Here is a 13,580-nt window from a genome sequence, read left to right on the forward strand (position 1 = left end):
AAGGACTCTCATGATCGAACTGAAACACTTACGCACACTGCAAGCCCTGCGTAATACCGGATCGCTGGCTGCGGCAGCTACACAACTTCATCAAACCCAATCTGCCCTGTCACATCAGTTCAGTGATTTGGAGCAGCGTCTGGGGTTCCGTTTGTTTGTACGTAAAAGCCAGCCTCTGCGTTTCACTACTCAGGGAGAAATTCTCTTGCAGTTGGCCGAGCAAGTCTTGCCGCAAATCAAACAGGCACTGCAAACCTGCAAAGAACCCCATCAAACGGCCCTGCGGATCGCTATTGAATGCCATAGTTGTATTCAGTGGCTAACTCCAGCTTTGGACAATTTTCACCAGAACTGGCCGCAGGTCGCGATGGATTTCAAATCAGGGGTCACTTTTGATCCGCAGCCCGCGCTACAACAAGGTGAACTTGATCTGGTACTGACGTCTGACATTCTGCCCCGCAGCGGTTTGCATTACTCGCCAATGTTTGATTTTGAAGTCCGTCTGGTGCTGTCGCCGGATCATCCGCTGGCAGCGAAAGCACGCATTGAACCAGAAGATTTAACCGATGAAACTCTGATGATTTATCCGGTTCAGCGCCAACGCCTGGATATTTGGCGTCATTTCCTACACCCAGCAGGCGTTAGCCCCGCGCTAAAAAATGTCGATAACACCTTGTTATTGATCCAAATGGTGTCCGCACGTATGGGTATTGCCGCTTTGCCGCATTGGGTGGTGGAGAGTTTTGAACGTCAGGGTTTAGTCGTAACGAAAACACTGGGGGAAGGTCTATGGAGCCGACTGTACGCCGCTGTCCGTGACGGAGAGCAGCGCCAGCCGGTAACGGAAGCATTTATTCGTTCGGCGCGTCAGCACGCTTGCGCTCATCTACCTTTTGTAAAGAATGCGGAGCGACCCAACGCCGGTGTACCCACAGAGAGGCCATTATCACCGTCCCACCAATAATAAAGCTCGGCCAATGCGGTTTTTCCTGCCAGATAGCCAAGTTGACCAATAGGCCAGCAGGAACATGGACATTATTCATAATGCCGAGGGTGCCCGCATCAACCTGCGTGGCACCGTAGTTCCACATAAAATAACCCAGTGCGGAAGCTCCAACGCCCAGCCAAATCAAAACGCCCCACTGCAACTCGGTGGTTGGGAGTTTATTTGCGTTACCAAAGGCGAACCAAGCGACGACTGCGACCAACAAGGCTCCCAGATAAAACCAGGAAAAAGCGGTGTGCTGCGGAATCGGATGCACTTCCATCAGGCGTTTGTAGCCAACCTGTCCAATAGCAAAACAAACATTCGCCGCCTGAACTAAAGCCAATCCCAGCCAGAAATGCTCGCTCAGATGGTCATAACGAATGATAGCCGCACCAACTACCGCTAATAAAGCACTGAGTGCATAACCCCAGCGTAGCCGCTGACCGCGGAGAAGATCATAAATCAGAGTGACATACAGCGGCGTCATCACGGTAAACAGCAGGAACTCCGGCACGCTGAGATACAAATAAGCACGGAAGCTGAACAGGTACATAATACCTAACTGAATAGCGCCAACGGCCATATACAGCGCAATCACTCTGCCCTGAATATTCTTCCAGCGAATAAACGGCAGGAAAACCACGGCGGCTAAACCAACGCGCATCAGCACGGAGAACCAGCTATCGACCTGACCCGCCAGATATTCGCCGATTAAGCTGAAAGAAAATGCCCACAAGATAGTGGTAATAACCAATAACAACACGATAGGTTAAGCTCATCGAAGAAATAAAAACCAATTGTATCGGAAGCGAGAGCTGAATTTTGCACCAACATGGTTGACGTATGCATAATTATTGTTCGATTGATTGTCTTTCGCAGATTCTGGCAACCAGAAATAAGGAATTTAAGATGAGACAAATACATTTTCTGCTGGGCGCTCTACTTCTGCCCACCGTAGTATTGGCACAAAACAGCCTGACGCCAACGCCTTTGGAGCAGCAACAGCGCGTATTAAATCAACAAAGTGAACTGCACCAACAGCAGCGAACTTTGATAAATCAACAGCAAGAACAGCGCCGCTTGCAGCAGCAACATCAATATTCGCAGGATCAGCGCCGTTTGTTACAGCCAACACCGGTGGCTCCGATTGCTCCCCCCGCCGATCCTTTCAAGCGAACGACGCCAACGGTACCGAGTATTCAGCCGGTAAAACCTGCCCAATAACGCTCAGATTCTCACGCCCATTAGTGTTAAAATCAGCGGCGTAGTTATTGCAGCCAACGCGGTAGACATCACTAAACTGGCAGCGGCCGGGCCGGTCAATGCGTTAAATTGTCGCGACATCAGATACACGTTGACTCCGGTCGCCATCGAGCCAAGCAATACCACCACCTGAGTTTCCAGCGGTGGTAAGCCCATGGCCCATGCTAGAACCCACACCGCCAATGGCTGAACGATCAGCTTCAGAAAACACATCGCACTGCTGATACGCCACCCATCGCTGACACGGTATTCCGCCAATCCCATACCCAGTACCACCAATGACAGCGGCGGCGCAACCTGCCCCAACATACTGACCGGCTGATCGATCATCGGCGGCAATTTCCATCCTGTCAGACTGAATAAAGTGCCGGAGATAATGCCAATAATCAGCGGGTTGGTTAAAACACTGCGCGCGGTCTTGGCAAAGCCTTGCACCGTCAGCGAACCGTTACGCGCCCATTCCACCGACACCGTGACTAACGTCCATAAAATCAGACCGTTAAACACTAAAACCAACGCCACCGCTGGAATAGATTCTTCCCCCAGCATCAAAGTGGCTATGGGTAAACCCAGCATCACGTTATTGGAAAATATGCCGCCCAAAGCGAATACCGAGCCGGAAACACCGTCCAGCTTGAATACCCGCCGGCCAATGATTCGCCCAAGAATAAACACCAACAGACAACTGCCGAAAAAGGCGATTAGCAGGCGCGCGTCTACCGCAGGCCGATCGGCAAAATTACTCATCATCCGGAATAGCATGGCTGGTAAAGCGAGGGAAAAAACGAAGCGCGTCAGGCCATCGGTAATGTTTGACGGCCATTTTCCAATTCTGACCAGCCCATATCCCAGAACCAACAATACAAATAACGGCATAGACAACAAGATCTGATGCCAGAGGGAAAAGATAAAGGCGGGCATGAATAATATTCCTGTCGCGGGTTAGGGTCAGCCCGCCTGATAACGGAGGCTGACCTAATACCAACAGGAGTCTGACGGGTCAGCGTTCGGCAAAATCCACTGCGATCAAATCTATACGGTCGGTGCAGATACAGTCAACGCCCCAATCTAACAATACCCGCGCCCGCTCCGGCTTATTCACCGTATACACCAAAATATGCAATCCGGCGGCTTTCAATAGCGCCACGCGCTCCGCCGTCAGCTGTTTATGATTAATATGCAAAGATACGCAGTTCAGACGCCGCGTCAGCTCAAACCAGTTTTCATCCCATTCGTCCAGTAACAGCCCGCGCGGCAGTTCTGGGGCCGCTTCCTGCGCCGCTTCCAGCGCGGTAACAGAAAAAGAGGAAAGCAACGGAGGAATAGCCTGACCTTCCCACAACAACCGAGCCGCCAGCGCAACGATGCGGCCAGTGTAAGCTTCTACGCCGGTGGTGGGTTTTATTTCGATATTCGCCGCCATACCGTGCTCAGCGCAGCGCGCCGCCACTTCAGACAGCAAAGGCAGCCGCTCATCCTTAAACGCTGAGCTAAACCAATTACCGGCATCGAGTTGAACCAATTTATCCCAGGGCAAATCCCCCGCAACGCCCCAGCCGTTGCTGGTGCGCTCCAGCGTATCGTCATGGAGTAAAAATATCTGGCCGTCCTGAGAAAGTTTGGCGTCAAACTCAATCATTTTGTGGCCATGGCGCGCGCCGACGTCAATGGCCGCCAGCGTATTCTCTGGAGCCAGTGAACCACCGCCGCGATGAGCAACAATGGGAGGATAAGGCCAGTTTATATTCATCATTCCATCCGTAATCCGCTTTCGGTATCAAAAAAATGCAGCGCTTGCGCGGGCAGCGTGACATATAAGGTACTGCCCACATCTGGCATATTCTCATGGGAAAGACGAGCAATCACACCCTGTCCATCCCAGCGTCCATGAGCCAGATTATCCGCCCCTAGCAATTCCAGCGTTAGCAAGTTTAGCGCTACTCCGCCCTGCTCTAACGTACTGAGTTGAATATGCTCTGGTCGGATACCCAAGGTCAACCGCCGATCCGCCCATTCCGGTTTAGCATGCTCAAGCGGGATACAAGTTCCGTCGTTCAGTAAAAACTGCTCGCCGTTGGCGCTAACGCTGCCCGCTAACAAATTCATCGCCGGAGAACCAATAAAACTGGCGACAAACAGGCTGGCCGGCCGCTTATACACTTCGCTCGGCGTACCGATTTGTTCCGCTACGCCTTTATTCATCACAATGACCCGCTCGGCCAACGTCATAGCCTCTACCTGATCGTGAGTGACATATAAACTGGTGGTTTTTAATCGACGATGCAATTGCTGTAGCTCCAGACGCATTTGTACCCGCAGCTTGGCATCCAGATTCGACAATGGCTCATCGAAAAGAAAAACCGCAGGTTCCCGCACGATAGCTCGCCCCATCGCCACGCGCTGGCGCTGTCCGCCGGATAATTCGCGGGGTTTGCGTTGCAACAGCGGTTCCAACTCCAGGATTCGCGCCGCTTCGTCTACCCGCTGGCGTATTTGCTCTTTGCCAAATCCGCGGATTTTCAGGCCGTAAGCCATATTGTCGTAGACGCTCATATGGGGATAAAGAGCATAGTTTTGGAATACCATAGCGATACCGCGATCTTTGGGTTCCAGATTAGTCACCCGACGATTATCAATATAAATATCGCCGCTGGTGGTCGCTTCCAGCCCGGCAACCATTCGTAGCAAAGTGGATTTTCCGCAGCCGGAAGGGCCAACCATCACGATAAATTCGCCGTCGGCGACGTCTAGATCGATGGTTTTGATCACCGGCGTCACACCGTCATAGGATTTACTTACTGCCTGAAGCTTTAAACATGCCATATCAGATCACTTCTCACTGTCTACCAGACCGCGCACAAACCAGCGCTGCATCAGAAGAACCACCGCAACCGGTGGAATTAACGTCAGAATCATGGCCGCCATCACCTGATTCCATTGGGTCGGCGCGCCCGAACTGGAGATCATGCTGCGGATACCGGCTACGGCAGTGCCCATCGAGGCATCGCTGGTAATCAATATCGGCCACAGGTACTGATTCCAGCCGTAGATAAAGGTAATAACGAACAGCGCCGCCAGATTGGTTTTTGACAGCGGCAATACGATGTCCCAGAAAAATCGCATCGCACCGGCGCCATCAATGCGCGCCGCTTCCAGCAGTTCATCCGGCAAAGTCATAAAGAATTGGCGAAACAGGAAGGTGGCCGTCGCGGAAGCCATTAGCGGCAGCGTTAATCCGGTGTAACTGTCCAACATATTCAGGTTGGCGATCACCTGAATAGTCGGAAAGATTCGCACTTCCACCGGCAACATTAGGGTGAGAAAAATCAGCCAGAAAAACAGATTGCGCAGCGGGAAACGGAAATAAACGATGGCGTAGGCGGAGAGAATCGACACCGTAATTTTCCCAACGGTAATGGCAAATGCCATCACAAAACTGTTAAACAGCATCAGCCCAAAGGGAGTGCCGTTGCTGCCCACGCCCCCGTGCCAGATATTGCTGATGTTTTGCCACAAATGAGAGCCAGGAACCAGCGTTATCGGCACCTGAAACACCTGTTGGTCATCCAGAGAAGCGGCAACAAAAGCGACATACAGCGGGAATAAAATCAGCAGCACGCCAATAATCAGCATCACATGGCAGAAAATATCCAGCCCTCGGCGGTTCTCAATCATTGGTAACGCACCTTACGCTCAACAAAGCGGAACTGAATCACCGTTAAACCTATCACCAATAGCATTAACACTACGGATTGAGCGGCGGAGCTGGAGAGATCCAACCCGGCGAAACCTTCGCGATAGATTTTATAAATCAATGTAGTCGTGGACTGCACTGGGCCACCGCCGGTAGCGGCATCAATAACGGGGAATGTATCGAAAAAGGCATATACCAGATTGACCACCAGCAGGAAAAAACTCACAGGGGAAATCAACGGCAGCACAATATTAAAGAAGCGCCTAACCGGCCCTGCGCCATCAATCGCCGCGGCCTCAACCAGTGAACGAGGAATGGACTGTAATGCCGCAAGGAAAAACAAAAAGTTATAGCTGATTTGCTTCCAAACTGAGGCCAGTACCACTAAAAACATCGCCTGACCGCTATTTTGGGCATGATTCCAGCTGTAGCCCAACAGCCCAAGAAAGTGAGTAATCAACCCAAGTCCGGGGCTAAACAGGAAAATCCACAGCACCGCAGCGACCGCAGGAGCAACCGCGTAAGGCAAAATAAGCAGCGTTTGATAAATACGGCTGCCGCGCAGGACGTAATCCACCAAAGCGGCAAAAAACAGCGAAACGGCCAGACCGATTCCAGCCACTAATCCACTGAAAATCAGAGTGGTATAGAAAGAGGCCAGATAGTATTCGTCCTGAAATAGCTGGCTAAAATTGCTTAGCCCGACAAACTCACTGGAAAGTCCGAAAGGATCGAGAGACTGAACCGAATACCACAGCGCTTCTACCGCGGGCCACAGGAAGAAAATGGCGGTAATCAATAACTGCGGCAGTACCAACAAATAAGGTAGCCAACTACAGGAAAAACCGGGGCGGGACGTACTCATAACCGATTAACTCTTTGCAATGTTGAACTCTTCACACCACGCTCGCGGATAACCCTATGCAGCTATCCGCGAGGCGGTGTTCTCCGGTTTATCACCGAAGAATTAAATTACTTATTGGCTTGTTCGAAGCGGCGTAGCAGCACGTCACCGCGTTTTACCGCGTTGTCTAACGCTTCCTGCGGCGTCTTCTTACCTGTCCATACGCTTTCCAGTTCCTCATCAACCAGGGTACGGATTTGCGGCATGTTGCCCAGACGCAGACCTTTGGTATAAGGCAACGGCGGCTTGTTCAACATTTGGCGTGTGGCAACGTCTGCCCCCGGATTCTTATCGTAGAAGCCCTGTTGTCTGGTCAGTTCGTAGGCGGCGGTGGTAATCGGCAGATAGCCGGTTTTCTGATGCCATTCTGCGGCAATTTCCGGCTGTACCAGGAATTGCAGGAATTCGGCTACGCCTTTGTAAGTTTCTGGATTTTTGCCATTCATGACCCACAAACTGGCTCCGCCGATAATGGCGTTCTGCGGCGCATTTTTAGCATCGGCGTCGTAAGGCATCATGCCCACACCGTAATTGAATTTTGCGTAGTGACGAATATCCGCCAGCGAACCGGAGGAGGCAGTAGTCATAGCGCAGTCGCCGTTATAGAACTTGGCGGTAGATTCATCTTTACGGCCAAAATAGGTGAAATCACCTTTCTTATTCATATCAGACAGCAGCTGGATATGTTTGACCTGTAGGGATTTGTTGAACTCAAGAACCGCATCCATGCCGTCAAAACCGTTATTTTTGCTGGCGATCGGCTGACCGTGCCAAGCGCTGAAGTTTTCAATCTGGATCCAGCCTTGCCAGCCGCTGGCGTAACCGCAGGTCATACCGGCTGCGCGTAATTTCTCAGTATCTGCCGCCAGTTCCTGCCAGGTTTTTGGCGGCTGATCCGGGTTCAGACCGGCTTTTTTAAACGCATCTTTGTTGTAATACAGCACCGGCGTTGAGCTGTTAAACGGCTGGGATAATAAGTGGCCGGTTTTAGCGTCAGTGTAATAACCCGCGACCGTAGGAACGAACACCGACTCATCAAAATTCACACCGGACTCTTTAAATACTTCAAAGACCGGTTTTATCGCTTTACTGGCCATCATGGTAGCGGTGCCGACTTCATAAACCTGCAAAATTGCTGGCGCCTTACCCGAACGGTATGCGGCAATCCCCGCGGCAAGATTCTGCTCGTAATTACCTTTATACACAGGGACAATTTTATAGTCGGGATGAGCCTGATTAAAACGCTGGGCTAGAGAATCAACCTCTTTACCTAGCTCCCCTTCCATAGAGTGCCAAAAAGGTATTTCTGTCGCTGCGAGCGCATTGGCACTCAATGCCAAAGTGAGCGCAGCGCCAATAGCGGTTTTACGGAGAGTCTGATAGAACATGTCTAGCCCCTGAATCAATAAGTATGGCCCGCGCGTATAATGAATAAAGGGTCACGCGTGAGCGAAATAAATCAGTTTTTGTTCGAAAGCAAACATGACATCGATTAGTGACAGAAAAATAATATTTTTATGACAATGAAGCGACAAAGAAATGACAAAATAAAAACAATTATCGACAAATAAACAAATTAGCCAACAGTAATATATTTAAATGAAAGTAACGGCACGTCATTAATTGAAAATAATTAAATAATAAAAATCTATGTATAATAAATTCGAAATCAAACCAAAAAATGAAAATAAAAAATAAGATAAAGAAACAATATGTCGCCTTGAGGAAAAGATATTAATCATGCTAGTGTTTGTCCCGCACAGAGTTAACGGCTTTCATTTAAATCATCAATAAAACACCGTTATAAACTCTGCATAAGGAAATTCAATGTTATATTATAATACAAGGAATTAATAATGAAAAAATTAACCCTATCCGCCTTAATGTTTGCTGCTTTAACCAGTTTCACTGCCTATGCCGATTACACTCAACAGAATATAGATATAGATGCAGAAATCACCGATTTCGTGTCTTTAGTTAATTCACGCAATGCAAAGCTGAGTAGCATAACGTTAACTCGCAATCTAAACGACTATAACAACCCCGTTTATTCATCAACTCAAACTGTTCAGCTTAGAAGTGCAAACCCAGCCGATACCGGGGTTAGCATTTATCTGGAAAGCGAGCCAACGTTAATAGCTAACGAGGGTGCCCAAGATGAAAAAAGATTTACAGATCTCAGGGTAAACCTCAATAATTTTGAATTAAAAGTAGGTGTGGGGCAGGCAACTATATTTAATAAGGATGTCGATCTTGACCTGATCGTTAACGCAACGGTTCCTCAGAATGCTGCAACAGGTGAAAGATATACCGGCGTTATCCCGCTAATGCTGGAATCTGCTGCTTAACCGACGGTTAATTAGTCTCTAGTGTTAATATTAAATAGCGGAGATTTCTTCTCCGCTATTTAAAAATGAAATGGAAATTATCACCATGAATAATGGAATGGAATCCAATGGTATTAATCGCCAGTCGGATATTCAGTGGGATTATTTTATTTAATCTTATGACGATGCCTTTTTATGCTTGTAGCAAAGTGCTGATCGAACATTTACCGCCGCCGGGATTTACAGCTATAGATGAAGATTCATCGAAAAGTTTATTGGGCTTGGTGAATGGGAAACATCTACCTGCGCCGCTTCATTACTCATCTCAATCAAAAGAGATTTCTTTCGATAAAGAAATTTTCTTAAATAACGGTATCAGCCATGAAACCATTTCAGTATTAGATAAATTGCTCCCACAGATTGCCTATAATGAATGTAAATCAGGGTGCGATTATTTATTATCCGGTTATCGGGTTACATTGGATAAAGTAAACAATCTATTAATAATTAGAGATAAATCCCTTGATTATTTGATGCCCTCAACCACTTGGGGAATGGTTCATAACCAATCACTGAATTTACGTGTGGCAGACAATCATTATCGCGCCATATCGGCCAATGGTCAGGGTTATATCGGCCTTCCCTTTCAATCCTTTGGATACCTGAGCTGGTTTTATAATAAAACCGCCAATGTACAACAAATGTGGCATCAGGGTGAAACACACAAAGGGATCGGGCAAAGCTGGTATTTGCAAAAAAATTTCTCTTCGCTGTATTTACGCGCTGGCCGAAAGAATCATCTGGATAACGGTGCGGCCAGAGTCCAAACCCTGATCTCGCCTGGACTCGATCGGTTTGTCACTTTCGGAAGCCAAAGTTATATGGCGGAGAAAACCACTTCCGCAGGAACATTGATTTTGTACGCCGCTCAGCCGGGAGATTTCGATATTTACCGTGACGATCAGTTTATCCGCCGCTTCCCCGCTCAGTTAGGGCGTAATGAAATCAGCTACAACCAATTACCGTCAGGCTATTACAACGCCGATATTCGTTTAATCGATCGTTCTGGCCGCGAAATTAGCCGGGAAACTATGCCGATCGCCAATATCAGTTTTGGTGGTAATAGCGGTTGGTTTGCCACTTTCGGTCAATCTCAACCCACAAAATTTAAAGAAAAAAATCCCCCAACGGCTTATCTGTTACAGCTGGGGCGCAGCTTTCTCACTCCGTGGTTTAATTCTAATCTCAGCTTGTTGATGGATAACGATAAACACTGGGCTGTAGACGGCAATATCTCGCGGCCAATGTTTCTGTGGAGTATGGATATCGCTCCGACGCTAGGCCTGATGAGCGGCGAGCAGGGTTTTGGTGGCTACCTACGGCTGAGCGGTGGTAATAAAACGCTGGGACGCTGGTCAATTTCCCGCTATCAAACACCGGATGTTTCCCGCTATACCTCAATGGGAAGCAGCAGCGCATTTTCTTATGGTCGCCATTTTGGCCCAACGGCTCTGAGCTACAATTTTAATCAATCGGCGAATCGCTCTCAGCATCGCCTGCAAAGTGATTGGCACTGGCAACGACCTCAGTATCGTATTAATTTTTCGATAGGCGCCAAGAAAGAGTGGCGAAATAACCGCGCCAATGACTACGGCCTGTTTTTCAACGCCAGATTAATGCTCCAGCAACATAATATTCGCCTGACCAGTATTTATGCCAATAAGCAGTTAACCAACGGTATTGATTATGATCATTACCGCCAAAATGATGACGGCGGCTCCGGTTTAAGCCTCAATAGTACCCTGAGTGGCAAAAACCATAGTATGAGCAGCACAGTATCCCGGCAGGGCTCCCGAGGTAATTTGTCCATCGATGTGGGAGCGAACAATCAAACCATGTTCGGCGGCCTTCGTTACAGCGGTATGTTCGCGGCCAATACTCAGGGGATTGCTTTGGGGCCAGCCGGCTCCGGTGGCGGAGCCATGCTGGTCACCACGCCGGAAATTGGCGCGCCTTATAGCTTTAGAGTTCAAGGTCAACCGGTCACCGGCGGCAGTACGACCGCTATACCCGTGCCGCTTTATAACCACCAGAGCTTTGCCGACATTCAAACCAGCCGCAGTGATATGGATATGCATATTAATCTGCCGGTCAACATAATGCATGCTCATCCGGGGCAGGTTTTCTCGGCCAAAGCCGATATTCAACTCACTCTGCTATACAACGGTTTCTTTAGAACCCAGGAAAACCAGCCGGTCTCCGGCACCATTGTCGAAACCGGCGATGAGGTTCATCCCAACGGCCTGTTCTCTATTTCTTCTGGAAAAGTATTGAAATACATCAAGGTGAAAAATGAAACCGGCAGTTTTCTGTGTGATTTAAGCCAACAACGTAACCATTACTATCTTTGCCACCCAAACTAGCCATTGGTTTCATAATTATGGCCGGCTTCATGAATAAGGAAATAACGATGCCTCGATATTTATCACTCTCCCTACTCTTGCTTTTATCTGCTAGCAATAATCTGGCCTTTGCTAATCTCATCGCAGACCCAACGCGCGTGACTGTTGAAGGAATACAGAAATCACAGAAGATCCGGGTCTTTAACAGCGGTGATAATCCACTGTTCTTGGAGGTTTCTTTGGTCAAAGTGGAGAACCCCGGCGAGGCTAAAGAAATAAAAACGCCGATTGGGGAAATTAAACATCCAGAGATGATTTTTAATCCAACCCGCGTCACCCTGGCTCCCAATCAGGAACGCGAGGTTTCCATTATCCCGCTCAAGAGCCCTCAGCAGGAAACGCTTTATCGGCTGTATCTCAAACCGGTACACAACCTGAAAGCTGCCAGCCATTCGACAGAGCCAGCAAAAGATATCAGTGCTCCAATGGTTATCAGCGTGGGTTATGGCGTATTGATACACCACGTACCGGAAAAAGCGGCACAGTTGAAGGGGGAGGAGCCTTACATATGCGTTAAGGGTAACGTCCAACTCATAGCAAAAGGCAATATTCACCGCAAATTCACCGACCTAAACGATGCGTCGGCACCAAATGACAGGGGGGCTAAAAAAGAAATCATAAGCAGTAAGAATATCTATCCTGGTGTTCCTTATCTTACTCCAGTGAGAAAACTATCAGGAAAGGTGGATGGCGAGACAATTAACTATGACTGCGAATGACAGCATTCTGACCTTACTATTATCGTCAATATTAATAGCCTTACCGTTCGAAACGATCAGCGCCATTGATTTACGCCCGCACATTGTAAAAGTAGAGGCTGAGGAGACTCACATTGAGGTAATCAATACCGGGGAAAGCACCCAATACGTAGCCATTGAATTATATCGCCTGAATAACCCCGGTGTTCCGCCAGAGCAAGAGTCTTTAACTCCGCTAGGCATGGTCGCCCAACCATTATTATTCGCCGCACCAATGAAATTAACGCTGGGAGCCAATCAGAGTGGAAAAATTACGCTAAAAGCGCTCGGAAAACCGAATAAAGAGCAGGTTTATCGATTGAGCGTCATACCTAAGCAGAATCTGAAAACGCAGGGTGAATCTGGCTCAGTGATTGGCGTGCAAATCGCGTATATGGGGCTGATTCGACACCTGCCCCAAAAACCAGAATCACGCTGGCATCACCGCTGCGACGCAGAAGGCGTGACATTGTATAACCGGGGAAATATCCGCCAGCACTGGCAAAATTTATCGCCCAATACCGATTTTAATCTCTATCCCAACCAACAGCGGCAGCTCAAGGGACGTGAAGTAACGGCAACAGTCGATGGGCAATCCGTTACGCTTCCCTGCAAACGTAGCGGAGAATAGGAGGTTTTATGAAGATTCACCCTGTTCAATTCGCATTATTATTTTTTACGATGTCATTTCCGGCGATAGCTGCCAATCCTATTCCCATTGGGGATATTGATGTCAGCGTGGAAATAACCGAACAACCAAAAATCATTATTGAGAAATGCAGCGGGGAGCGGCTCAACAATATAAGTTTAAAGCGCTCTCTGAAGCCGGAAAAAAGAATCTATCACGCGCAAACCTGTGTTGCTGTAAAAGTCCGTCGTGTGAAAGGAGGGGGAGGATTCAGAGTCTGGCAACAGCAGCCACTTATTTTACAGAAATCCCAAAATAAGGACGGTGCAAATAAAGCATTCTCACCGGCAGAAGTTCGCTGGGGCGATTACGCAGCATCCTTACAAATCATTCCCGATGAAAAATCCCCCCCACTTATCTTTTACCCGATCAATAGGTTCGGGGGATGGAATACCGATACCTATACCTTAGATATTTCGGCCAAACCGCCCGTCGGAAGTCATACCGCAGGATTATATCAAGGGGTTTTAAGTTTGATTTTTGAGACGGAATCATAATATTCCTACTAAATATGCAT

At 48.4% G+C, this 13,580-nt stretch carries 14 protein-coding genes; 7 read left to right on the forward strand and 7 right to left on the reverse strand.

Annotation, left to right across the window (positions count from 1 at the left end; all coding sequences use genetic code 11):
• The first annotated feature begins 10 nt into the window (after nt 1-10).
• On the forward strand, nt 11-964 hold the full coding sequence (gene metR / locus ACQ4OC_RS12685; RefSeq protein ID WP_430971216.1) for an HTH-type transcriptional regulator MetR: 954 nt from the start codon (nt 11-13) through the stop codon (nt 962-964).
• On the opposite strand, the gene ACQ4OC_RS12690 is transcribed toward metR, so the two are convergent.
• A complete protein-coding gene (locus ACQ4OC_RS12690; RefSeq protein ID WP_064514310.1) occupies nt 852-1,751 on the reverse strand; it encodes a carboxylate/amino acid/amine transporter in 900 nt (299 codons plus the stop codon). The genes metR and ACQ4OC_RS12690 overlap by 113 nt on opposite strands.
• 146 nt (nt 1,752-1,897) lie before the next feature.
• On the opposite strand from ACQ4OC_RS12690, the gene ACQ4OC_RS12695 reads away from it, so the two are divergent.
• On the forward strand, nt 1,898-2,212 hold the full coding sequence (locus ACQ4OC_RS12695; RefSeq protein WP_430971217.1) for a hypothetical protein: 315 nt from the start codon (nt 1,898-1,900) through the stop codon (nt 2,210-2,212).
• A 3-nt stretch (nt 2,213-2,215) separates the two neighbouring features.
• Here ACQ4OC_RS12695 and ACQ4OC_RS12700 read toward each other — a convergent pair whose 3' ends face one another.
• The 6 genes from ACQ4OC_RS12700 to ugpB all read right to left on the reverse strand — a co-directional run bounded on the left by ACQ4OC_RS12700 (nt 2,216) and on the right by ugpB (nt 8,237).
• The gene (locus tag ACQ4OC_RS12700) at nt 2,216-3,172 is read right to left on the reverse strand and encodes an AEC family transporter (protein WP_430971218.1); all 957 of its coding nucleotides are present in this window, start codon (nt 3,170-3,172) and stop codon (nt 2,216-2,218) included.
• A 79-nt stretch (nt 3,173-3,251) separates the two neighbouring features.
• Nucleotides 3,252-4,001: a glycerophosphodiester phosphodiesterase gene (gene ugpQ / locus ACQ4OC_RS12705; RefSeq protein WP_430971229.1), complete on the reverse strand. Its 750-nt coding sequence runs from the start codon at nt 3,999-4,001 to the stop codon at nt 3,252-3,254.
• Nucleotides 4,001-5,074 carry a sn-glycerol-3-phosphate import ATP-binding protein UgpC gene (locus ACQ4OC_RS12710; RefSeq protein WP_064514318.1) on the reverse strand — a complete coding sequence of 358 codons (1,074 nt, stop codon included), beginning with the start codon at nt 5,072-5,074 and terminating at the stop codon, nt 4,001-4,003. The genes ugpQ and ACQ4OC_RS12710 overlap by 1 nt, the downstream gene beginning before the upstream one ends.
• A 6-nt stretch (nt 5,075-5,080) precedes the next feature.
• Nucleotides 5,081-5,926, reverse strand: coding sequence for a sn-glycerol-3-phosphate ABC transporter permease UgpE (gene ugpE, locus ACQ4OC_RS12715; RefSeq protein ID WP_064514319.1), 846 nt, complete (start codon nt 5,924-5,926; stop codon nt 5,081-5,083).
• Entirely contained in the window at nt 5,923-6,810 is an 888-nt protein-coding gene (gene ugpA, locus ACQ4OC_RS12720) for a sn-glycerol-3-phosphate ABC transporter permease UgpA (RefSeq protein WP_064514321.1), read from the reverse strand. The genes ugpE and ugpA overlap by 4 nt, the downstream gene beginning before the upstream one ends.
• Before the next feature lie 107 nt (nt 6,811-6,917).
• Nucleotides 6,918-8,237 (reverse strand): sn-glycerol-3-phosphate ABC transporter substrate-binding protein UgpB, encoded by a 1,320-nt coding sequence (gene ugpB, locus ACQ4OC_RS12725; RefSeq protein WP_430971219.1) that lies wholly within the window; start codon nt 8,235-8,237, stop codon nt 6,918-6,920.
• A gap of 468 nt (nt 8,238-8,705) precedes the next feature.
• Between ugpB and ACQ4OC_RS12730 the strand changes: the two genes are divergently transcribed.
• The 5 genes from ACQ4OC_RS12730 to ACQ4OC_RS12750 all read left to right on the forward strand — a co-directional run bounded on the left by ACQ4OC_RS12730 (nt 8,706) and on the right by ACQ4OC_RS12750 (nt 13,560).
• Entirely contained in the window at nt 8,706-9,197 is a 492-nt protein-coding gene (locus tag ACQ4OC_RS12730) for a CS1 type fimbrial major subunit (RefSeq protein ID WP_430971220.1), read from the forward strand.
• Nucleotides 9,198-9,304: 107 nt separating this feature from the next.
• A complete protein-coding gene (locus ACQ4OC_RS12735; RefSeq protein WP_235601014.1) occupies nt 9,305-11,599 on the forward strand; it encodes a TcfC E-set like domain-containing protein in 2,295 nt (764 codons plus the stop codon).
• A gap of 47 nt (nt 11,600-11,646) precedes the next feature.
• Nucleotides 11,647-12,357 carry a fimbria/pilus periplasmic chaperone gene (locus ACQ4OC_RS12740; protein ID WP_064514329.1) on the forward strand — a complete coding sequence of 237 codons (711 nt, stop codon included), beginning with the start codon at nt 11,647-11,649 and terminating at the stop codon, nt 12,355-12,357.
• The gene (locus tag ACQ4OC_RS12745) at nt 12,326-13,006 is read left to right on the forward strand and encodes a hypothetical protein (protein WP_240442700.1); all 681 of its coding nucleotides are present in this window, start codon (nt 12,326-12,328) and stop codon (nt 13,004-13,006) included. Before ACQ4OC_RS12740 ends, ACQ4OC_RS12745 begins: the two co-directional genes overlap by 32 nt.
• Nucleotides 13,007-13,014: 8 nt before the next feature.
• Nucleotides 13,015-13,560 (forward strand): fimbrial protein, encoded by a 546-nt coding sequence (locus ACQ4OC_RS12750; protein ID WP_430971221.1) that lies wholly within the window; start codon nt 13,015-13,017, stop codon nt 13,558-13,560.
• Nucleotides 13,561-13,580 lie beyond the last annotated feature (20 nt).

The sequence above is a fragment of the Yersinia sp. J1 genome, assembly GCF_050586585.1.
Taxonomy (GTDB): Bacteria; Pseudomonadota; Gammaproteobacteria; order Enterobacterales; family Enterobacteriaceae; genus Yersinia; species Yersinia entomophaga.